At 63.5% G+C, this 22,368-nt stretch carries 19 protein-coding genes; 16 read left to right on the top strand and 3 right to left on the bottom strand.

The window, feature by feature from the left end:
* Positions 1-186: 186 nt before the first annotated feature.
* Positions 187-432, bottom strand: a complete 246-nt coding sequence (locus tag NYQ88_RS17805; RefSeq protein WP_275652432.1) for a hypothetical protein — start codon at positions 430-432, stop codon at positions 187-189.
* Positions 433-532: 100 nt separating this feature from the next.
* Positions 533-1,285 carry a GntR family transcriptional regulator gene (locus tag NYQ88_RS17800; protein WP_275652431.1) on the bottom strand — a complete coding sequence of 251 codons (753 nt, stop codon included), beginning with the start codon at positions 1,283-1,285 and terminating at the stop codon, positions 533-535.
* 127 nt (positions 1,286-1,412) lie between these two features.
* On the opposite strand from NYQ88_RS17800, the gene NYQ88_RS17795 reads away from it, so the two are divergent.
* The 16 genes from NYQ88_RS17795 to NYQ88_RS17720 all read left to right on the top strand — a co-directional run bounded on the left by NYQ88_RS17795 (position 1,413) and on the right by NYQ88_RS17720 (position 19,640).
* Positions 1,413-2,987, top strand: a complete 1,575-nt coding sequence (locus NYQ88_RS17795) for an ABC transporter substrate-binding protein (RefSeq protein WP_275652430.1) — start codon at positions 1,413-1,415, stop codon at positions 2,985-2,987.
* Between the two features lie 80 nt (positions 2,988-3,067).
* A complete protein-coding gene (locus NYQ88_RS17790) occupies positions 3,068-4,033 on the top strand; it encodes an ABC transporter permease (RefSeq protein ID WP_275652429.1) in 966 nt (321 codons plus the stop codon).
* A gap of 1 nt (position 4,034) precedes the next feature.
* The gene (locus tag NYQ88_RS17785) at positions 4,035-6,032 is read left to right on the top strand and encodes a dipeptide/oligopeptide/nickel ABC transporter permease/ATP-binding protein (RefSeq protein WP_275652428.1); all 1,998 of its coding nucleotides are present in this window, start codon (positions 4,035-4,037) and stop codon (positions 6,030-6,032) included.
* The gene (locus NYQ88_RS17780) at positions 6,029-6,853 is read left to right on the top strand and encodes an ATP-binding cassette domain-containing protein (RefSeq protein ID WP_275652427.1); all 825 of its coding nucleotides are present in this window, start codon (positions 6,029-6,031) and stop codon (positions 6,851-6,853) included. The genes NYQ88_RS17785 and NYQ88_RS17780 overlap by 4 nt, the downstream gene beginning before the upstream one ends.
* Positions 6,854-6,894: 41 nt before the next feature.
* Complete coding sequence (locus NYQ88_RS17775) at positions 6,895-7,818, top strand: dihydrodipicolinate synthase family protein (protein WP_275652426.1); 924 nt, start codon at positions 6,895-6,897, stop codon at positions 7,816-7,818.
* A 70-nt stretch (positions 7,819-7,888) separates the two neighbouring features.
* Positions 7,889-8,563, top strand: a complete 675-nt coding sequence (locus NYQ88_RS17770; RefSeq protein ID WP_275652425.1) for a putative N-acetylmannosamine-6-phosphate 2-epimerase — start codon at positions 7,889-7,891, stop codon at positions 8,561-8,563.
* Positions 8,560-9,420 carry an ROK family protein gene (locus tag NYQ88_RS17765; RefSeq protein ID WP_275652424.1) on the top strand — a complete coding sequence of 287 codons (861 nt, stop codon included), beginning with the start codon at positions 8,560-8,562 and terminating at the stop codon, positions 9,418-9,420. The genes NYQ88_RS17770 and NYQ88_RS17765 overlap by 4 nt, the downstream gene beginning before the upstream one ends.
* Positions 9,421-9,511: 91 nt before the next feature.
* The gene (locus NYQ88_RS17760) at positions 9,512-10,180 is read left to right on the top strand and encodes a hypothetical protein (RefSeq protein ID WP_275652423.1); all 669 of its coding nucleotides are present in this window, start codon (positions 9,512-9,514) and stop codon (positions 10,178-10,180) included.
* Positions 10,177-10,890, top strand: coding sequence for an AzlC family ABC transporter permease (locus tag NYQ88_RS17755; RefSeq protein WP_275652422.1), 714 nt, complete (start codon positions 10,177-10,179; stop codon positions 10,888-10,890). Before NYQ88_RS17760 ends, NYQ88_RS17755 begins: the two co-directional genes overlap by 4 nt.
* Positions 10,883-11,182 carry an AzlD family protein gene (locus NYQ88_RS17750; protein WP_275652421.1) on the top strand — a complete coding sequence of 100 codons (300 nt, stop codon included), beginning with the start codon at positions 10,883-10,885 and terminating at the stop codon, positions 11,180-11,182. Before NYQ88_RS17755 ends, NYQ88_RS17750 begins: the two co-directional genes overlap by 8 nt.
* Positions 11,183-11,325: 143 nt before the next feature.
* Positions 11,326-13,593 carry an NADP-dependent malic enzyme gene (locus NYQ88_RS17745; protein WP_275652420.1) on the top strand — a complete coding sequence of 756 codons (2,268 nt, stop codon included), beginning with the start codon at positions 11,326-11,328 and terminating at the stop codon, positions 13,591-13,593.
* Between the two features lie 80 nt (positions 13,594-13,673).
* A complete protein-coding gene (locus tag NYQ88_RS17740) occupies positions 13,674-14,498 on the top strand; it encodes an N-formylglutamate amidohydrolase (protein WP_275652419.1) in 825 nt (274 codons plus the stop codon).
* A complete protein-coding gene (locus NYQ88_RS17735; RefSeq protein WP_275652418.1) occupies positions 14,495-16,348 on the top strand; it encodes a flavohemoglobin expression-modulating QEGLA motif protein in 1,854 nt (617 codons plus the stop codon). Before NYQ88_RS17740 ends, NYQ88_RS17735 begins: the two co-directional genes overlap by 4 nt.
* An 8-nt stretch (positions 16,349-16,356) precedes the next feature.
* Positions 16,357-17,403, top strand: coding sequence for a glutathione synthetase (locus NYQ88_RS17730; protein WP_275652417.1), 1,047 nt, complete (start codon positions 16,357-16,359; stop codon positions 17,401-17,403).
* 27 nt (positions 17,404-17,430) lie between these two features.
* Positions 17,431-18,450: a DNA topoisomerase IB gene (locus NYQ88_RS17725; RefSeq protein ID WP_275652416.1), complete on the top strand. Its 1,020-nt coding sequence runs from the start codon at positions 17,431-17,433 to the stop codon at positions 18,448-18,450.
* A gap of 248 nt (positions 18,451-18,698) precedes the next feature.
* Positions 18,699-19,640 (top strand): IS110 family transposase, encoded by a 942-nt coding sequence (locus NYQ88_RS17720; RefSeq protein ID WP_275651579.1) that lies wholly within the window; start codon positions 18,699-18,701, stop codon positions 19,638-19,640.
* Between the two features lie 52 nt (positions 19,641-19,692).
* Here NYQ88_RS17720 and ligD read toward each other — a convergent pair whose 3' ends face one another.
* Positions 19,693-22,230: a DNA ligase D gene (gene ligD, locus NYQ88_RS17715; RefSeq protein WP_275652415.1), complete on the bottom strand. Its 2,538-nt coding sequence runs from the start codon at positions 22,228-22,230 to the stop codon at positions 19,693-19,695.
* Positions 22,231-22,368 lie beyond the last annotated feature (138 nt).

The raw sequence follows: 22,368 nt of genomic DNA, 5'->3' as shown, positions 1-22,368 counted from the left end.
ATTTTTCCGCTCGAGAAATCGGCTCTGCACGCCTGACATGCATAACGTATGACAGGATACATTCGACTAAAGTTGAGTGCATAAATGTCGCACTCCGGGGTGCGACAATCCCTACAGCAATGGCAATACCCCAAGCGACATACCGTCGCGCTTGGATTCGCAGCGGGCGAATTGAGGTCTTGCCGGTCAGCCAATCAATCGATCGGAATGCAGATGCTGGCGACACTCCTCGAGAAAACTCTCGGTGAGCGATGGATCGGCACTGAAGCGCGCATATTCCTCGGCGCTGATCCGGAAATAGGCCTCGAATTCCACCGCGCGGACCGAGCCCGATATGGGGGTCGACAGATAGAGCCCGCCGGTCTGCTGGTCTTTGCCCAGGCTGAAGCGGTGACGCCGGCTGACATAGAGGTCTGTGAAGCGTTGTGTCATGGGCTGCCTTCTGGTCGCGCTATTCGTAAGACGCGCCGGCTGGCCACAATCTTGGCAAGTGTCCGGAAAAACCGGCAGGGCAGGGTGGCGGGCGTCGCTCTCAGCCGGCGCTGGCCACTTTCTGGGCGTTCGACGTCTTGCGTGTGTTCAGCATGCGCATCAGCGGGGCATAGTGATCGACAACGGCGCGGCGATAGCCTTCGCGGTCACCCAGCTGGGCCGCGGTCAGCAGATCGCCGTGCGCCTTGGCTGTGATCTGGATATCGGCGGGCAGCGCCAGGTCGAGCTTGGGCAGCACTGCCGAGTGAATGTCCCAAAAAGCTGCCACGAGCTGTCCGGCAAGCTGGTTGCCGACGGGCGCCAGGAGTTCGGAGTGGAATTGCCGGTCCTCGGCGAGGAAGGGTTCCCCGCGTGACGCATTGTCCATCATCTTGTCGACCAGTGCCTGCATACTGGTGTTGACCCGGCCCTCGTGGGCTTCGACCACGCGGTCGGCCAGCGCCAGGTCGAAAGAGCAGCGCAGGTCCACCACTTCCCGCAGGGCCTCAAGATCATCGCCCGGGGAAAGCACGCCGCGGAAGACGAGGGTCTCGACGAGCGGTGCAAGGCTCATATTGCCGACCACCGTGCCGAGGCCGTGGCGCACTTCAACAATGTCGAGTGTCGCGAGGGTCCGGATGGCTTCGCGCACCGAGGATCGCGACACGCCCAGTTCCTGGCAAAGCTCGATTTCGGTCGGGATCGTATCGCCTGGTCTCAGTCCCGAGCGCAGAATCAGCCGTTTGATTTCCTCGGCTGTTGTGCTGCGCAACATGCGCGACTGGGCCTGTGCACTGTCGATCGGTCCGCTCATGTTCCTGTCAGTCCCTCCAATTTTGTCCCCGCCTTCAACGACCACGGTTGGGGCTAGCATACAAGGCTTGCGCAAGGGCACGCGAGAAGATAGTAGACGTCTGACGTCTGATGTCACGGAGGAATTCATGCGTATTGTCAAATTCGGCGTATCTCGTCGGGCCCTGTTCATGGCTGCGGGGGCGTTTGCCTCCATGTCCCTTCTCGGGATGAGCGCTGCAAAGGCGCAGGTCGCCACCGACAATATCGATCTCGATGCCACCATCCAGGCCGGCATCGCCTATGGCCTGTCCGGCACGTTCGACCCGCTCAGCGCCTCGGGTGCGGTCACGGTTGCTGCCAACTGGCACACGATGGAAGGCCTGGTTGATCTCGATCCGGTCACCCGCGAGCCCTATGCGGCTCTGGCTGCCGAAATGCCGACCAGCGCGGATGGCATCGAGTACATCGTCAAGCTTCGCGACGGCGCCGTCTTCCATGATGGCACCCCGGTGACCGCTGAAGACGTTGTCTACTCGGCCGAGCGCGTGCTCGACCCTGCGTCCAACTCGCTGTTCCGCTCTTTCGTGTCGTTCATCGACAAGGTCGAGGTTGTCGACGAGACCACGGTCAAGTTCACCAATAAATTCCCTTTCTCGCTGTTCAACGAGCGCATTGGTTCGATCAAGATCGTGCCCAAGGCTCTCGTTGAGGCGGATCCGGAAGCCTTCGGCAAGCTCCCGACCGGCACTGGCCCCTACAAGCTGATCTCGGCTGTTCCGGAAGCGGAAATCGTCTTCGAGCGTAACGAAGACTACACCGGCAACCGTCCGGCTCTGGCCGCCGACATGGTCTGGAACCTCATCGCTGACCCGACCGCTCGCGTGAACGCGCTGAACTCGGGCACCGTGATGGCGATCGAAGACGTGCCCTATATCGACGTCGACGCGGTTGCTGCCGTTGCCGAGCTCGAAAAGGCCCAGTCGTTTGGTCTGCTCTTCGCCATGTTCAACACCGAGACCGCACCGTTCAACGACGTGCGCGTCCGTCAGGCGTTCATGTACGCCATCGATATGGACAAGGTAATCGGCACCGGCATGCTGGATAACGCCACTGCGGCGAGCTCTTTCCTGCCCGAGACCCACCCGAACTACCATCGCGCCGAAAACGTCTACGGCAATGATCCGGAAAAGGCCAAGGCCCTCCTGGCTGAAGCTGGCCTCGAAAGCGTCGACATCACGCTGATGAGCACCGACCATGGTTGGGTCAAGGACGTGGCGCCGATCATCAAGGAATCCCTTGATGCCGTTGGCTTCAACACCACGCTCGATATCGGCCAGTCCGGTGGTCAGTATGTGAAGGTGGACGCTGGCGAGATGCAGGTGATGATTGCCCCCGGCGATCCGTCTGTGTTCGGCAACGACCCTGACATCCTGATGCAGTGGTGGTTTGGCGACAACATCTGGCCGACCACGCGCTACCGCTGGGCTGAAAGCGAAGGCTATGCCGAGCTGACGACCCTGCTCAACGACGCCCTGCGTCTGTCGGGTGAAGAGCAGCAGGCCAAGTGGAACGAAGCCATGGACCTGATCTCGGTCGAGGTTCCGCTCTATCCGCTGCTGCACCGTCAGCTGCCGACTGCCTGGAGCGCCGAAGAACTTGAAGGCTTTGCCCCGGTTCCAACGACTGGCCTCTCCTTCCTCGACGTTGGCGTCAAGAAATAAGCTGATCTGAAAACTTCAGGCTCCGGGGCATACCCGGAGCCTGGCAGGTTCCCTGCAACTGAAAAGCGAGCCGGACGGCCATGCTAAATGTGCTCAACCTGATCGGGCGCCGTCTGGTGCAATTGCCGATCATGATCCTCGGGATCACCTTCCTCGTCTTCTTTGTCATGTCCTTTTCGAGCGTCGATCCTGCGATCACGGCGCTGGGCGAGGGCGCCTCGCTCGAGGCGCGGGCGCAATATCGCGAACTGCACGGCCTCAACGAGCCGCTCCTGACGCGCTATGTCTCCTTTGTCGGCGGCCTGCTCCAGTTCGACATGGGCACATATTCGGCCCGCCAGCTCCCCGTCATCGACGAGGTAATGCGCGCTTTCCCCATCACGCTGCAGCTGACTTTCCTCGGCCTCATCATCGCCGTCGTCTTCTCGCTGCTGCTCGGCGTTATCGCCGCTATCTATCGCGATCGCTGGCCCGACCAGGTCATCCGCATCTTCTCCATTGCCTCGCTGTCGACGCCATCCTTCTGGCTGGCTGTGCTGCTGATCCAGTTGCTCGGTCAGAAAGTGGGCATTTTTTCGCTGCTGCCGACCGCCGGACGCCTGCCGGGCATGTTCGGCAATTTCGGTGGCTGGTTCATGCGCATGTTCCTGCCGGCCGTGGCGCTTGCCGTGCCGGTGATCGGCCAGCTCTCCCGCGTGGTACGAACCGCCGTGGTTGAAGAGCTGGACAAGGACTATGTCCGCACCGCGCTCGGCGCCGGCATCCCGCGCCATGTCGTGGTGGGCCGAAATGTGCTGCGCAATGCGCTCATCACCCCGATCACCGTTCTGGGCCTGCGCATCGGCTATCTCATGGGCGGTGCGGTCATCATCGAGATCATCTTCAACATCAACGGGATGGGGATCTTGATCATGAATGGCGTCACCAACAACGAGCCGAACCTGGTTCAGGGCGTGACCCTCACCGTGGCGATCGCCTTTATCGTCATCAACGTCATCGTCGACCTGCTCTACGTGCTGGTCAATCCGCGCATCCGGGATATTTGACGTGATCAGAACCGAAACCACTAAAAAGCTTTCCGTTCCTGGCCTTGCGCTTTCCGGGCTGCGCCAGCTGTCGCTGACCTCCCGCTTTGCCCTAGGCGTGCTGGTGCTGGTCTGCCTTGGCGCGATCTTTGCGCCGCTGATTGCGCCCTACGATCCGCTGGCCACCGGCCTCACCCGTGGTCCCGCCGGTCCTGACGCCGCGCATTGGTTCGGCACTGACCGTCAGGGCCGGGATATCTTTTCCCGTCTCGTCTATGGCGCCCGCTATTCGCTCATCATCGGTCTGGCGGCGACGGCAGTAGCTCTCGTGGCCGCCGCCATTCTCGGCGCCATTGCGGCCACCTCGGGCAAATGGGTCTCCGAAGTGCTGATGCGCGTGCTGGACATGGTCATGTCCTTCCCCGGCATTGCACTCGCTGTGGTGTTCGTCACCGTCTTCGGCCAGACCATGCCGGTGCTGGTGCTGACCATCGCCTTCCTCTACGTGCCCCAGCTCACCCGCGTCATCCGCGCCAATATCATCGGCCAGTATGGCGAAGACTATGTCGCCGCGATCCGCGTGATGGGCGCTTCGACACCGCATATCCTGATCAAGCATGTGGCCCGCAACTGCATTGCGCCCGTGCTGGTCTTCGCCACCATCCTTGTGGCCGATGCCATCGTCTTTGAGGCTTCGCTCTCCTTCATCCAGGCTGGCGTCCCCGACCCCGAACCCTCCTGGGGCAATGTCATGGCATCCGGTCGTCAGCTGGTGATGTCCGGCGCCTGGTGGTCGACGCTCTTTGCCGGTGCGCTGATCACCGTCACCGTGCTGGCGCTTAACGTCCTCGCCGAGGGGATGACCGACGCCATGGCCGCTCCGCGCGCCCGTGCCCAGGTCAATGCGGCCGAGGTCGAAGCCGCCATCGAACAGCTCGAAGCCCCCAAGGCCGAGGAAACTGCTGATGCCGCCGGCTCCGCGCTCCTCGAAGAACGCCTCGCCGAACTCCGCCGGGTCGAACTGGCCCGCACCGACCGCCTCACAATGGACGAGACCGTCGCGCCCATCCTCGAAGTGCGCAATCTCTCCATCGGCTTCCCGCGCCACGGCAATGTCGATGTCGTGGACAATATCTCCTTCTCCGTCCGCCCCGGTGAGACCGTGGCGCTGGTCGGGGAGTCTGGTTGCGGCAAGTCCATTACCTCGCTCGCCATCATGGGTCAGCTCGATCCCAAGGCGCGCATTCGCGGCGAGATCCTCTTTGAGGGCAAGAACCTCCTCACCATGAGTGAGAAGGAACGCAATGCCCTACGCGGCAAGGGCATCGCCATGATCTATCAGGATGCGCTGTCCTCGCTGAACCCGGCCATGCTGATCCGCTCGCAAATGGCCCAGCTCACCTCGCGCGGCGGCACTCGCTCCGCCGAGGACCTGCTGACCATGGTTGGCCTCGACCCCACCCGCACGCTCAATTCCTATCCGCACGAGCTTTCGGGTGGCCAGCGCCAGCGCGTCCTCATCGCCATGGCCCTGACGCGCAACCCCAAGCTGGTGATCGCCGATGAGCCCACCACGGCCCTCGACGTGACCGTGCAAAAGCAGGTGGTCGACCTCCTCAATCGCCTGCGCGAGGAACTGGGCTTTGCCATGCTCTTCGTCTCGCACGATCTGGCGCTGGTGGCCGAAATCTCGCACCGCATTTCGGTCATGTATGCCGGCCAGATGGTCGAGCAGGGCAAGACCCGCGAAATCCTCACCCAGCCGGTCCACGAATATACCCGTGGCCTGCTCGGCGCCGTGCTCAGCATTGAGGCCAGCGCCAGCCGGCTGCATCAGGTGCGCGGCACCGTGCCCTCGCCGCGGGAATTCCCCAAGGGCGACCGCTTCGCCCCGCGCTCGTCCAATCCCGCGCGCAATGCCGGCGTCACCCCCGTCTTCCGCCAGATCCCGGGCACCGAGCATTTCTACGCCGCTCACCCCGATGACGAGATTGTCCAGCCGATCGAGGCCCACGCATGAACGCGATCACCAGCAAGTCTGCCGATAGTGCCCTGATCGAACTGCGCGACGTCTGCGTCGACTTCCGCATCCGCTCCTCGCTGTTCAAGCCGGTCGCCCTGCGCGCCCTCGATCATGTCTCGCTCGCCGTCCACCGCGGACGCACGCTCGGCGTGGTGGGTGAGTCCGGTTCGGGCAAGTCGACCGCCGCAAAAGTGCTGATCGGGCTGCTCAAGCCCAGCGCCGGCCGGATCTTCTTCGGCGGCGAAGAGGTGAAAAACTTCGACGCCGCCACCCGAAAGCGCATTGGCCGCGTCGTTTCCGTCGTCTTCCAGGACCCGGCAACCGCCCTCAATGCCCGCATGCTGGTGCGCGATGCGCTGACCGACCCTCTCAATGTCCACGGCATCGGCGATGCCCAGAGCCGTAGGGCTCGCGTCTCCGAGCTGGTCAACCTGGTCGGCCTGCCGCAGTCCGTGCTCGACGCCATTCCCGCCCAATTGTCCGGCGGCCAGAAGCAGCGCGTCGCCATTGCCCGCGCCTTGACGCTAGAGCCGCAGGTCATCGTCGCTGACGAGCCGACCTCCGCGCTCGACGTCTCGGTCCGCGCCCAGATCCTCAATCTCCTGCAGGATCTCAAACGCGAGCTCGATCTCGGCATGGTCTTTATCTCCCACGACATCCAGACCGTGCGGCACATCTCGGACGATATCGCCGTGATGAACCGCGGCAAGGTCATTGAGTTCGGCCCCGGCGCGCAGGTGCTGGGCTCGCCCTCGCAGGACTACACAAGAACCCTTCTGGCGGCGGCGCCCAGCCTGCTGCATGCCAAGAGCGCCTGATCCCCTCCTTCTCCTCCCCCTGACCACTGGTCCCCTAAAGCATGTCCAAGCATAGTTTCCGCGGCATCATTCCCCCCATCGTTACCCCCATCAATCCCGATGGTACGGTGAACCATGCCGATCTCACCGCCCTTGTCGAACACCTCATCTCCCAGGGCGTTCACGGCATTTTCGCCCTCGGCTCCAGCGGTCAGGTCGCCTACCTCTCCGACGAAGATCGCCTCGCCGTCATCAAGACCATCGCGACGGTTACGGCCGGCCGCGTGCCTGTCATTGCTGGCGCCATGGACCTTTCGGTCCACACTGTCATCCGTTCGGCAAAGGCCTTCATCGAAGCCGGTGCAGACGCCATCGTCATCACCCCGCCGCTCTACACCATCAATGACGAAGCAGAAGTCGCCGACCACTTCCGCGCCGTCGCCAAGGCCATCAGCGTTCCGCTCTTTGCCTATGACATCCCGGTCCGCGCCCACAAGAAGCTCTCGGCCAGCCTGCTGGTCCAGCTGGGCAAGGAAGGCGTCATTGTCGGCGTCAAGGATTCCTCGGGCGACGACGTCGGCTTCCGCCGCCTCATTGCCATGAACAAGGCCGCCGGCAGCCCGCTGACCCTGCTCACCGGCCACGAAGTCGTGGTCGACGCCATGGGTCTTGCCGGTGCCGATGGCGCCGTGCCCGGTCTCGCCAATGTCGATGCGGCCTCCTATGTCCGCCTCTGGAATGCCATCGAAGCGCGCGATTTCGAAACTGCCGTCAAGGAACAGGAATTCATCAATGCCCTGTTCGAGATCGTCTTCGTCCCCAAGGGGCATTCGGGCGACGTAACCGGCATCGGCGCCTTCAAGGTCGCAATGGCAGCCCGTGGCCTCCTGAGCTCGGCCACCAACACCGCCCCGCTCAAGGATCTCGATGCGCCTACCGTTTCGGCGATCGAAAAGATCGTGCGCGATCTGGGCCTCATCGCCTAATCTGCTGACCGATTCCGGCAGCATCCATCCGGGTGCTGCCGGCACTCTTTCCATAGAAGGCATTTTCAGCGTGGACATTCTCAGCCGCATCCGTGGAGGCCTCGTGGCCTCGTGCCAGCCCGTCGATGACGGTCCGATGGATCGTCCCGAGATCGTTGCGGCCATGGCCCAGGCCTGTGTCGCCGGTGGCGCCGCAGCCCTGCGCATCGAAGGCGTGGACAACCTTCGCGCCACCCGCCCGCATGTGAACGTGCCGATCATCGGCATCGTCAAATCCGACCTCGACGGTACCCCGGTGCGTATCACCGTGCGGATCGCCGAAGCGCTGGCGCTGGCCGACGCCGGTGCTGACGTCATCGCCTATGACGCCACCAATCGCCCGCGTCCGGACAGCCGCAAGGACATTCTGAAAGCCATTCTCGGCGCCGGCAAGATCGCCATGGCCGACAGCTCTACCTTCGAAGATGGCCGCATCGCTCTGGCCGCGGGCGCGCAGATCCTGGGCACCACCATGTCCGGCTATACCGCCGAAACCGAAGGGCTCAATGACGGCCCCGATTTCGAGCTGATCCGCGGCTTCAAGGCGCTGGGCGGTTTCGTCATGGCCGAAGGCCGTTTCAACACCCCGGAGCTTGCCGCTGCCGCCATGGCCGCAGGCGCCGATGCCGTCACCGTCGGTAGCGCGCTGACCCGGCTCGAGCACGTCACTTCCTGGTTCGCCGATGCCATCCGGGGCGCCAAATGAGCCTTGATGGTTTCGCCGTCGATCTCGGCGGCACCAAGACCGCCGTTGCCCAGATCGAGAACGGCGTCGTCACCCGCCGCCTGCAGCAGCCGACGGACGCCGGTGCGGCGCTGGCCGATCAGCTGATCGCCATCGAGACCCTGCTGGCCGAAGCTGGCTACAAGGCGGGCGAGCCGCTGGGCGTCGCCGTTGCCGGTCGCGTCGACCGTGAGGGCAATTGGCACGCCGTCAATAAGACGACGCTGAGCGCCATTACGTCCGCTCCGCTGGGCGCGGAACTCGCCGCCCGGTTCGGCCCGCGCACCAAGGCCGTCAATGACGCCGCCGCCGCTGGTTGGGCCGAGGCCCAGTTGGGCGCAGGGCAGGGCAGTTATAATTTCGCCTATCTCACCGTTTCGACCGGCATCGGCGGCGGGCTCGTGCTCGGCGGCCGGCTGATCGAAAACGCCAATGGCCTCGCCGGACATGTCGGCTTTGTCTCCTCGCCGCTGGGCGACACGCTCTGTGGCTCCGGCCGCTTCGGCACGGTCGAAAGCGTGGCCGGTGGTCGCGGCATCGCCGCTGCCGCCTATCTGCCGGACGCCCGCGCGGTGTTCGAGAGCGGCGCCTATGAGGCCATTATCGACCGCTCCGCCCGCGCCGTCGCGACCCTCGTCGCTGACCTGACTTCCATCCTTGGCCTCGACCGCGTCGCCATCGGTGGCAGCATCGGCCTCGCCCCCGGATATCTCGAGCGCGTCGCGACTCACCTTGCTGGCGAGCCCGACCTCTTCCGGCCCGAACTCGTTGCCGCGACCCTCGGCCACGACAGCGGCCTCATCGGCGCGCTCCTGATGGCGCAACAGGCCGGGCGCTAACCGCCCGGCTCTTCAAATTCTGCCGTCCTCGGCTTGGCTTTGCCGCTTAACCGCACTAGGCAGGACGCCAAGCCGAATAAGGACGAGTTTCATGCTGCCCTGGATCAAATTGGACGAGACCGCTGTTCCCGGCGGCGGCGTGCTCAAACTCATGCAGCGCGGCACCGAGTTCTCCATCATGTCCGGCGTCATCGAGCTGATGAACAGCCGCCTCAGCGGCTCCGAGGAGCAGCTGGCCGTCATATCAGCCGAACGGGTCGGCACCCGTCCCGGCGCCCGCATCCTTATCGGCGGGCTCGGCATGGGTTTCACCCTGCGCACGGCCCTCCAGCATTTCGGCCCCGACGCCGATATCACCATCGCCGAGCTGGTGCCTGCTGTTGTCGACTGGGCCCGTGGCCCCCTCAAACCCATTCACGGCGACAGCCTCGATGACCCGCGCGTCAAACTCCATCTGGGCGATGTCGCCACGGCGATCACCGAAGGCGGGTCTTACGACGCCATTCTCCTTGACGTCGACAATGGCCCCGATGGCCTGTCGCGCCCGGAAAATGACCGGCTCTACAGTGCTCGTGGCCTGGAGGTCGCCAAGACGGCACTGACGCGCGGCGGTCACCTGGCCGTCTGGTCGGCTCACCCGGACGCCAAATTCACCAAGCGCCTCAAGTCAGCCAATATGAACGTGGAGGAGTTGCCGGTGCGCGCCAATGGCAAGCGCGGCGGCGCCCGTCACCTGATCTGGGTCGCCACCAAGAAATGACCGATACCATCACCGCGCCCGAAACGGCGCGCAGCGAGTTTTTCCGCGGCCTCCGGGTTTCGGTTCCTGTCCTCCTGGGCTTCATCCCCTTTGCCTTGGTCCTTGGCTCGCAGGCCGCCGAAAAAGGCATTTCCGCGCTCGAAATCGCGCTGATGACCGGGCTCAATTTCGCCGGCGGGTCCGAGTTCACCGTCGTCGATCTCTGGACTTGGCCGCCGACCATTCCGCTCATCGTCGCGCTGACCCTGCTTGTGAACAGCCGCCACATCCTGATGGGCGCGGCGCTTGCCCCCACCATGCGCCATCTGCCCTTGCGAAAGGTGCTGCCGGCGCTGGCGCTGATGTGCGACGAAAGCTGGGCGCTCGGTCTCGACGACGCGCGCAAGCGCAATGGCGTCCTCAGCCTGCCATTCTATATCGGCCTCTCGCTGGGGCTCTATCTCTCCTGGCCCTCCAGCGCCGCCATCGGCGCGCTGATCGGCCCGGTCCTCGGCGATATCACCCGCTTCGGCTTCGACATGGCATTTCCCGCCGTCTTCCTCGTCATGCTCTCCGGCATGTGGCAGGGCGTGGCGACGGCCCGGCCTTGGCTCGTGAGCCTCGTCGTCGGCGCGGGCACCTATCTCCTCGTCCCCGGCGCCTGGTATGTGCCCGCCGGCGCGCTCTCCGGCATCATCGCAGCCTATATCTGGGCCAAGCCCGATGCCTGAGCCCATCACCATTCTTGCCATCGTGCTGATGGCATCGACCACTTATTTCACCCGCATCGCCGGCTATTTTTTCCTGCGCAACCGCACTTTGAGCCCGCGCCTCGTCACGGTCATGCAGTCTGCGCCCGGTTGCGTGCTCATCTCCGTCATCGCGCCTGACTTCGTCACCGGCCGCCCCGCCGATCTCATCGCGCTGGCCATCACCATCCTCGCGGCCACGCGGCTACCCATCCTTCCGACCGTCATAATTGCCATCCTTTCGGCTGGTATCCTGCGCGCGCTCCTCCCCTAGCTTCGCCTATAGTCCAATAGTCGTAAGCCTTTAGCTTAATGTAGGGTCAAAGTGCCCGGCGTTCGGCGGGAGGCCGCACGCACATGGGCTGCTGCATCGGCAGCATCAAGAACAAGACAGGGCAAGCGCCCGAAGGAGAAGAAATGGTCGACGACAACAAGCCGAGCCAACACGCCGCGGCACTTCACTTTCACGAATATCCGCGCCCCGGAAAGCTCGAGATCGTCGCGACCAAGCCGCTCGCCAACACGCGCGACCTGTCACTGGCCTATTCTCCCGGCGTCGCCATCCCCTGTGAGGAAATCGCCGTCGATCCGCAAGCCGCCTATAAATACACCGCCAAGGGCAATCTCGTCGCCGTCATCTCCAACGGCACAGCCGTTCTGGGCCTGGGCAATATCGGCGCTCTTGCCAGTAAGCCGGTGATGGAAGGCAAGGCTGTCCTCTTCAAGAAATTCGCTGGCATCGACTCCATCGACATCGAGGTCAACGAGCAGGATCCCCAGCGCTTCATCGATATCGTTGCCCCGCTCGAGCCGACCTTTGGCGGCATCAATCTCGAGGACATCAAGGCTCCGGAATGCTTTGAGATCGAGGAAGCCCTGCGCGAGCGCATGAACATCCCGGTCTTCCATGATGACCAGCATGGCACCGCCATCATCGTCGCCGCCGCCGTGCTCAACGCCATGGAGCTTGTCGGCAAGGACATCGCCAAGGTCAAGATCGTGACCTCGGGCGCCGGCGCCGCCGCCATTGCCTGCATGAACATGCTGATCGCCGTCGGTGCCAGCCGCGAAAATATCTGGCTGGCCGACAGCAAGGGCCTCGTCACCAAGGCGCGCCACAACAATGTCGATCGCTGGCGTGGTGCCTTTGCCCAGGAGACCGAGGCCACCGAACTGGCCGAAGTCATGGACGGCGCCGATATCTATGTCGGCCTCTCCAAGGCCGGGGCGCTCAAGCCCGAAATGATGAAGAACATGGCGCCCAATCCGCTGATCCTGGCGCTGTCCAATCCGACCCCGGAAATCATGCCGGAACTGGCGCGCGAAACCCGCCCCGACGCCATGATCTGCACCGGCCGCTCGGACTATCCCAATCAGGTCAACAACGTCCTCTGCTTCCCCTTCCTCTTCCGCGGCGCGCTCGATTGCGGCGCTACGGTCATCAATGAGGACATGAAGGCCGCCGCCGCCCGCGCCATTGCCAAGCTGGCCCACGAGCCCGGTCTCGAAGCCTCGGCCCACGGCGTGCCCGCTATTTTCGGCCGCGACTACCTCATCCCCAATCCCTTCGATCAGCGCCTCATCCTGCGCATCGCTCCGGCTGTCGCCAAGGCGGCAATGGAGAGCGGTGTCGCCCAGCGCCCGATCGCCGATTTCGGCGCCTATCACGACCAGCTCAACCGCTTCGTCTTCCGCTCCGGCCTCGTCATGAAGCCGATGATCGAGCGCGCCCAGGGCCAGGACAAGCGCGTCGCCTTCGCCGATGGCGAGGATGAGCGCGTCCTGCGCGCCGCCCAGGTCCTGCTCGAAGACCGCATCGCCCGTCCAATCCTCATCGGTCGTCCCAGTGTCATCGAAAGCCGCCTCGAGCGTTTCGGCCTTACCATCCGCCCGGGCAAGGACTTTGAGATCATCAATCCCGAGGACGATCCGCGCTATCGCGACTATGTCGCCGATTTCCATGCCCTCGTCGGCCGCAAGGGCGTCACTCCGGATACCGCCCGCACCATCGTGCGCACCAACACCACCGTCATCGGTGCCCTGGCCGTGCGCCGCGGTGAAGCCGATGCGTTGATCTGCGGGCTCGAAGGGCGCTTCATCAAGCACGCCCGCGACATCCAGTCGGTCATCGGGCTCTCGGCCGAAGCCAGCCAGCTCTCGGCCCTGTCCATGCTGGTGCTCGATCGCGGCGTGTTTTTCCTCGCCGACACCTATGTGAACATCGACCCCTCGGCCGACGAGATTGTCTCCATCACGCTTCAGGCCCGCGATCACCTCAAGCGCTTCAATCTCGAGGCCAAGGCGGCGCTGCTGAGCTATTCCAATTTTGGTTCGCGCGAAGGCGAAACCAGCTGGAAGATGCGCGAGGTCTACGAAAAGCTGCAGGCCGTGGCCCCCGACCTCGTGGTTGATGGCGAAATGCAGGGCGACCTCGCCATCAATGAGGGCCTCCGCGACCGCTATATCCCGAACTCGGTCCTGCGCGGCGAAGCCAATCTGCTTATTTTCCCGAACCTGGAAGCGGCCAACCTCTCGATGACGCTGATCAAGGAGCTCAACAATGGTCTGGCCATCGGCCCGCTGCTGATGGGCACGCGCCAGCCGGCCCATATCCTGGCCCCCAGCGCCACCAGCCGCGGCGTCGTCAACATGGCTGCCATCGCTGCTGCCGAAGCTGTCCGCTAACAAACCCTGGGAGCAGGGCCAATCAGGCCCTGCTTCCGCTCTCCCCGGAACTCCCGCCGATCCCGGCCGTTATCGGCCACATGGATCACACCGAACGACTTGCAGCGCAACCGCACCGCAACCAGGCCCTGTGGACCCTCACGCGCGGCCGCTCCCCCCTTATCGGCACGGCCATTCATGATGGCCATATCGTCAGCGACGATCTCCTCGCGCGCATGGCTCTTGATGAACCCGGGCGTCTGCGCGAAGAGGACCCCTTCACCGCCCGCTTCATCGCCGACATCGACAACCGCATCAGTGTCCATCGCTCGCGCTTCGAGCTCGATCTCAATCGCGCCCTCGCCGAGGCAATCTATCTGAGGCCCGAACAGGCCTGGGGGCTGAAGGTCTACGAAACCTCCCCTGACGCCGTGCAGCTCGACCGCCTAGCCCGCCAGCACGCCAGTTATTATGCCATGCTGAAAAGCACGCTGGTCGATATCGAGGCTGAGCACGGGGCGTTCGTCCTCCTCGACATGCATAGCTACAACCATCGCCGTGGCGGGGCCGACGCGCCTGCAACCGATCCGGCAAAAGCCCCGGATATCAATATCGGCACCTTCTCTATGGATCGCGCCCGCTGGGCCCATATTCTTGATCCCTTCATGGAATGCCTCCGTGATCAGCCCTTCCTCGGACGCCGGCTCGATGTGCGCGAAAACATCGCCTTCGACGGCAAGGGCGAACAGACCCGCTTCGTGCATGAGCATTTCCCTCAAACGGGTTGCGCCATCGCGGTCGAGTTCAAGAAGATCTTCATGGATGAGCTGACCGGTGCACCCGACGCCGAGGCCATTGCAGATCTGCAGGCGGCCATCCGCGCCAGCCTGCCACTTCTCGAAGAGCGTCTCGGGGCACGGCCATGAGCAGCACCGGCCCCCGGGCGGCGCTGATCGAAGAGGTCACCGAGGCCCTGGCCGGCGAGACCCCCATCCGCCTTGATCTCGGCGGCAAGGGGCGGCTCTATCTCGATCGCCCCATGCCCTATCTCGCCGTCCATGTCGGCAAGCGCAGCGAACTGGCCGCGCGCCAGGCGACCGCCGCCAATACCGCCTATCTCATCGCCCGCACCAGGACTGACGCCATCGCCGTCGCCTCGAGCGTCGGCTCGGCCATGCAGCAGCGGTTTGGTGCTTTCCTTATCCTCGATATCGGCGAACTCGAGCGCGACGACCTCGCCGAGGACGCGCCCTATCTTGCCCCGTTCGAAGTGTCGGTTTCCGCCCCTGACGATGGCCTCGGCCACACGCTGGCGTCGACCATTTCAAGCGCCGTCGAGGCATTGGGCGCCCGCTATCGTGCGCCCCAGATCCGGAAGCTGGCGCTCAACGACGATCCCCATGCGGGCCTCGCGCGAAAACTCCCGCAGTTTCCCGTGGTCACCATCCGCTTTGCCCCCATCTATCGGGCGCCGGGGACCGGCGAAATCTATCCGCATCTGCACGAACGGCTGGTCGCCGCTATATTTGACGCGGGCCTTCAGGGCGTCGCCGCCTTCGCCCGCGCCACCACCAGCCTCAAGCCGCCCACCCATCGCGCGCTGGGCCGACGCGTATACGTCGATGCCGTCGCCCGCGCCGACCGCGCCATAGACGATATCGCCACCCGCTTCGATTTCCTCCTCGCCGTCACCCCGATCAACGCCGAGGCAGCCTGGGCGGAGTTCAAGGCCGGCAAATTCAAGCGTGCCCCGGCCTTTCTCTATCGTCCTCTCTCGGTGGATGTGGAGGACAGCAAGCGCGCGCTCTTTTCGGTGGCACTCGACCATTTCGAGGACCCGGTTCTGGGCGCGCTCTATCGCGAAAAGCAGCAGGAGCTCGACCTCCAGCTTTCACTGCTCGCGGCGCGTGAAACCCCGCGCTTTATCGAACTGGGCCGAGCGCTCTATGGTTCGGTCGAGCCTCGCCTCCTCGCCGCTGCCCGTTCTATCCTCGAAAAGACAAAGCCCGGCGCCCGCAAATCTCCGGCCGAGACCGCCGACTATCGCCTCGTCGAAAAGCGCGCCCGCGCCATGATCGCGCGCTATGCCGAACAGTCGAGCGCCTTTGCGACGCCAGTCGAGGTGCGCGACGACTTGCCGAGCGGGCTCATGGTCTCCAACGGGCGGCTGCTGATTTCCCGCAGCACCGCCATGGATCGTGCCCGCGTCGAACCGCTTTTGAGCCACGAAGTGGGCGTTCACATGCTCACCTATTTCAATGGCTCGGGCCATGGCCTTCGGCTCTTCCGCACCGGCCTTGCCGGTTATGAGGGCACGCAGGAAGGCCTCGCGGTTCTCGCCGAATATCTTGCCGGCGGCATGACCATTTCGCGTCTGCGCCTCATCGCCGCCCGCGTGCTGGCATGTGCAGAAATGCTCGATGGCGCGCGCTTCCCCGATAATTTCGCCCTTCTTACCAAAACCCACGGCTTCTCCGACAGCGGTGCGTTCAACCTCTTGCTGCGCGTCTATCGCGGCGGCGGTCTCGCCAAGGACGCGATCTACCTCCGCGGCCTCCTCGAAATCCTCGCCCATCTGGGCAATGGCGGCTCGCTCGACCCCTTCTGGCTCGGCAAGATCGCCGCCAGCCACTTCGGCATCATCCAGGAGCTGGCCGCGCGCGGTCTCCTCGGTGCGCCGCGTCTCGTTCCCCAATTTCTGACCATGCCCGGTGCCTCCGATCGCCTCGATCGGCTCAAGAGCGGCGCCGCCCCCATAGATCTCATAGCGTCCTAGGAGACCTCATGCGCATCGCATTTTTCGTCAATTCCATCGCCGGTGAATCGGCCAAATACACCACCACCGGCCTCGCCCTCGCCGCGCTGATGCGAGGCCATGACATCTGCTACGTCACCCCCGGCGATTTCGTCCTCCGCCCGGACGATACGCTCTCGGTGCGCGCAACAGTGCTGCCTGCCGCCAATTACAAAAAACCCGAAACGCTGCACAAGGACCTCCACTCGCGCGACACCCGGGTCGAAACCTACGACATCTCCGAGATCGACGTGCTGTTCCTGCGCAATGATCCCTCGCTCGATGGCTCCGACCGTCCTTGGGCGACCAATATCGGCACCATTTTCGGGCGCCTCGCCGCCGAGCGCGGCACGCTGGTGCTCAACGATCCCGACGGTCTCGCCAAGGCGCAGAACAAGCTCTATTTCCAGGATTATCCTGCCGTCGTCCGCCCCAAGACGCTGATTTCCAAGAGCGTCGAGGAGATCCGCAGCTTCATCGACGGCGAAAAGAAGGGCGCCATCGTCAAGCCCCTGCAGGGTTCGGGCGGCAAGAATGTCTTCAAGGTCACCTCCGCCAAGGACCCGAACCTCAACCAGATTTTCGAGGCGGTGAGCGAGGAGGGCTATCTGATCGCCCAGAGCTTCATCCCCGAGGCCAGCGAGGGCGACGTCCGCTTCTTCCTGATGAACGGCAAGCCAATCATCCGCGACGGCCACTACGCCGCTTTCCGCCGCGTACCGGCACAGGGCGAAATTCGCTCCAATGTCCATGTCGGCGGTGGGCCCGCCAAGGTCGAGATCACTCCGAAAATGCTGGAGATCGCCGAAACCGTGCGCCCGAAAATCCTCGCGGACGGCATGTTCTTTGTCGGCCTCGATATTGTTGGCGACAAGATCCTCGAGATCAATGTGTTCAGCCCCGGCGGCCTCAACAACGCCTCCGAAATGTACGGCACCAATTTCCTAGACAGCGTCATCACCGCGCTCGAAGACAAGATCACGACGCGCGATGCCTATGGGCGGCGGCTCGAGAACCGTCAGCTTGCTATTCTGTAACCCGACACAACAAAGCACGGAGCTGCGATGATCACGGATGTGGTGCCCCCCGAAGAGCTGATCTATTCATCCGACAGCGAGCCGGGGTGGCGCCGCATCCGGCGCGGCGACCACTTCGCCTATCTCGACGCCGCGGGTAAGGCACTCAAGGCAATGGACCGCCAGCGCATCGAGGCGCTGGTCATCCCGCCCGCCTGGACCGAGGTCTGGATTTGTCCTGATCCCGACGGCCACCTTCAGGCTACCGGTCGTGACGAACGCGGCCGCAAGCAATATCTTTATGATCCGCGCTGGACCCAGCACCGCAGCGAGACCAAGTTCGGCTCGCTCCTGTCCTTTGCCAGGGTCCTGCCGAGCATAAGGGAACAGGTCGAGGCGGACCTCAGGCGCCGTCGCACCGATCTGCCCCATGTCGCCGCCTCGGTGGTCTGGCTCCTCGACAATTCCCTCATCCGCATCGGCAATTCCCGCTATGCCAAGGAAAACAAGAGCTTTGGCCTGACCACCCTGCGCAACCGCCATGTCGAGATCGCCGGCAAGGCCGTACGCTTCCGTTTCAAGGGCAAATCGGGAAAGCAATGGAAGCTGGAGCTGACCGATCGGCGCATCGCCCGCATCGTGTCGAACCTGCAGGACCTGCCGGGCCAGCATCTCTTCCAGTATGAAGACGAGGAGGGCGTTCACCCCATCACCTCGCGCGACGTGAACGCCTATATTTCCGAGCGTGCCGGCGGGACGTTCAGCTCGAAACATTTCCGCACCTGGTCCGCCACCGTGGGCGCATATGACCTGCTCTCGCAAATGGAGCGGGCCGAAACCAAAACCGGCCGCGCCCGCCAGGTCAACGAAGTCCTCGACACCATCTGCCAGCGTCTCGGCAACACGCGCGCCGTCTGCCGCTCCGGCTATGTCCACCCGCGCGTCATCGCCGACTGGGAAGAGGGGCGCCTCATCCGCCCCAAAGGCGTCCGCACAAAACCGTTTCTGGACCGCGATGAACTGGAGACGCTGGCCTATCTGAAAGGGATCGAGGCCAATGACCAGTGAACTGGCCGAAGCAAGGCTGGGGTGGGGGGACCTCTATCACCTGCCCATCGTCATTGCCCGGCTTGTGTGGAGGATCTGTGCTTTAGTGGTGGCATCAGCCGGGTTGCGCATCCCGGCTGATGCAGTCAGGAGGCCGTTTTGTCCGGCTGGTTTGTCACAGCCGAGGACGAGCAAGGCCCTGTCTGCTCCCTTTGACCCCGAACGGTTGATCGGGCTGTTGCCCGCACCACAAGCCTGGGAGCAAGGTCATGATACACGACACCCTCTTCGTTGGCATCGACGTTTCCAAGACGCATCTGGACGTTCATACCCATCCCGCTGGCAAATCCTGGCGTTGCAGCACTGGACCGGAGGCGCTCGCCGAGCTGACGCAGCGCCTGGCCAGACTGGGGCCGTTGGCCATCGGGCTCGAAGCCTCGGGAGGCTATGAAGCCCGCGTGGCCGAGAGCCTGCATGCCGCTGGCCTTGAAGTGCATGTTCTAGCCCCGGCGCGGATCCGCAGTTACGCGCGGGGTATCGGCCAATTGGCCAAAACCGACAAGATCGATGCCGCTCTGATCGCGCGTTATCTGCAGGCCGTGCGCGCCAGCTTGACCCCTTATGTGTCTGATCCGATCCGACAAAGGCTGAGCGCGTTCACAGCCCATCGGCGGCGGATCGTTGCGGAAAAGAGCGGCCTTGTCAGTCAGCTCGATACCATCGACGAGCCGCTTGTGCGCAGCCTGATCGAGGAGCGTCTGGCGGCCATCGCCCTGGAGATCAAACGCATCGAAGCGGCCATCACTGCCCTTCTCGCCGACAATCGCCAGCTCCAGCAGCGCCAGGCGCGGCTGCGGCAGGTGACCGGCGTCGGTCCGGTTCTGGCGATCGCCTTACTGGCCGACATGCCCGAGCTCGGCAAGGTCTCCGCCAAGGTGGCCGCAGCACTCATCGGCGTTGCCCCTTATGCCCGCCAATCGGGCGCATCGGATCGCAACGGCCGCTGTCTTGGCGGACGAAAACATCTGCGCGATATCGCCTACATGGCCGTGCTCAGCGCCATCAAGGTGAAAGACCCCGTTCTCGGCGGCTTCTATCAAAGACTGCGCCTGCGCGGAAAACCCTTCAAACTCGCCATGATCGCAACGGTGAGAAAACTCATCACAATCCTCAACGCCATCGCCCGACAGGAACCGGCATTCCAACAGTGATGTCCACGGTTGCTCGTCCGGGCAATCCATCCTTTTCCGCCAACCAAAATCCCTAAATCTTCAACTTCTGCTTGGTCTTGAAATAATCCGCCCAAGGGTCGTCCGCCTTCACCCGCTTGATCCCCTCCGCAATCGTAAAGACGTTTGCCCCCTCAAGCTCATCCAGCTCTTCCCAGCTCACCGGCATGGCCACCGGCGCGCCTGGACGCGACCGCACGGAGAACGGTGAAATCGCCGTCGATCCCCGCTCATTGCGCAGATAGTCGATAAACATCCGCCCCTTACGCTTGGCTTTGGAGAGATTGGCGGTGAACCGGTCCGGCTCGTCTTCGGCCAGCGATTGCGCAAAGCTCCGACAAAACTCCTTCACCTCTTCCCACTTGGCGCTCGGCACCAGCGGCACCACCACATGCACGCCCTTGCCCCCCGAGATCAAAGCGAAACTCTTGAGCTTCATCTTGGCCAGCCGGTCGCGAATATCCTTCGCCGCCGCCACGACATGGGAGAAATCGAGCCCCTCGTCAGGGTCGATGTCGAACACCAGCCGGTCCGGCCGCTCGACGTCACCGCGCTTCGATCCCCAGATATGCCATTCCAGCACATTCATCTGCGTCCCGGCGACGAGGCCCTCCAGACTATCGAGATAGAAATAGTCCGCGATCTCGCCGTCTTTCTCCGGCACCGGGGTGGATTTGAGCTCCTCGGGAAAGCCGCCCGTATCGTGCTTTTGGAAAAAGCAAACCTTCGAACGCCCCTGCGGACAGCGCACCAGGCTCAGCGGCCGATCCGAAACATAGGGCAGCATGCGCTCGGCTACGGCGGCGTAATAGGCCACGAGATCTCCCTTGGTCACTCCGCTCGTCGGATCGACTACCCGGTCGGGGCTCGTCAGCCGCATATCCAGTTCATCGGCAATCGCTGCACCATCCAATGCAGGCTCTTCCAAGTGGACCTCCTCGGCCGCCTTGTCCTCGCGCAGGCCAATAAAGGACGGGTGCCGCAGCACCTCGTCCTCGGTCATTTCGGTAAAGGCGATTTCGGCCACCATTTGCGGCTCGACCCATTTGGCCTTCCGCGCTTCCTTCGGCACGGCGGCAAAAGGGCTATCCGTGCGGCTGAGAGCGCTGAGCCTCTCGTCCAGTTCGCCCAGCAGCTTGTCGGAAAACCCCGTGCCCACCCGGCCGCGATAGAGCAGCTTGCCATTCTCCCAGGTGCCGAGCAGCAGCGAGGCAAATCCCCGCCGCTTGGTCGAGGGTGAAAATCCGCCAATGACGAATTCCTGGCGTTTCAGGCATTTGATCTTGAGCCAGTCCTTGGTGCGCTCGCCCCGATAGGTCGATTTGGCCCGCTTGGCGATCACCCCCTCATGCCCTCCCTCGCACAGGGCATCGAGCACCTTCTGGCCTTGCCCGCGCACATGGGTGGAATATTGCACCGCATCGGTCCGCGTCGATTTCTCGAGCAGCTTTTCCAGCCGCTCCTTGCGCTCGATCAGCGGCAGCTTGGTCAGATCCTTGCCATCGGCTTCCAGCAGATCGAAGGCGAAAAACTCCAGCCGTCCGCCATTGGACAGCACGTTCTTGAGCGTCGAAAAATCCGTCCGTCCCTTGGCGTCAAAGGCGCAGATCTCTCCGTCGATCAGCGCCGACCCAATTTCGAGCTTTTGCAGCGGCGCCACCAGCGAACCGAATTTGTCGGTCCAGTCGAGCCCACTGCGGGTAAACAGCTTCACCTCGTCCCCCGCGACGGCGGCTAGGCACCGATAGCCGTCATATTTCATCTCGAACAGCCAGTCCTCTCCCGAAGGCACGGTGTCGACAAGGCTTGCCAATTGCACTGGCCGGAAACCAGGGGCTTTGCTGCCCTTCTTCGGCTTTGCGGCCTTGGTCTCGATTGTGCGGGTCTTCTGGTCGGTCTTCTCGGCCTCTTCCGTGTCGGAATGCCAGACGGCATCGGGCTCGACATCGCTGTCCTTGCTCGCCTCGGCGCCGCGGGCAATGCCCTTGAAGTCGCGCCCCGTGGCGACCGATCGGGTAAAGCGCGTGGTCAGCGTGTCCTTGTCGCGCGCATAGCTGTCGCGATGCTTAATCAGCAGCCAGTTTTCCCGGTCCGGCCCGGATTTGCGCTTGCTGTCGCGCCCCTTCATATGGACCAGCACCCATTCCCCCTTCAGCCGCTCGCCGAAGAGACGGATCTTGAGGTCGCCGCTTTCCAGCCCCTCATGCGGATCGCCCAGCGGCTCCCAGGTGCCCCGGTCCCAGAGCATCACCGTGCCCCCGCCATATTCTCCCTCGGGAATAGTGCCCTCGAAGCCCCCATATTCGAGCGGATGATCTTCCACGCGCACGGCCAGCCGATTGTCGCCGGGATTGTTGGACGGCCCCTTGGTCACCGCCCAGCTCTTGAGCACCCCATCGAGCTCCAGCCGGAAATCATAGTGCAGCCGCGTGGCGTCGTGCTTCTGCACCACAAAGCTGCCGCGGTCCGACTTTTCGCCCGCGGGTCCGTCGCCGGATGGCTCCTGCGTCTTGGCGAAATTTCGCTTGGCTTTGTAGTCCTTGAGCAGGTCCTGCGGGGATGCGGTTTTCATGGCGCGGCTCACCTGGCAATGGGGTCCGACTCAACGCGCAGCGACCGCGCGCTGTTCCCACCCGGATCGCCCCGGCCGCCAATCCGCAGAAGCCCCTCGCAAACGTCGGCCGAGCCCGGATTTTTCCTGGGAGTTAGC

This window comes from Devosia sp. SD17-2 (genome assembly GCF_029201565.1).
GTDB lineage: Bacteria > Pseudomonadota > Alphaproteobacteria > Rhizobiales > Devosiaceae > Devosia.
Note: the sequence above shows the minus strand (reverse complement) of the source record. Positions and strands in the feature narration are given on the sequence as shown.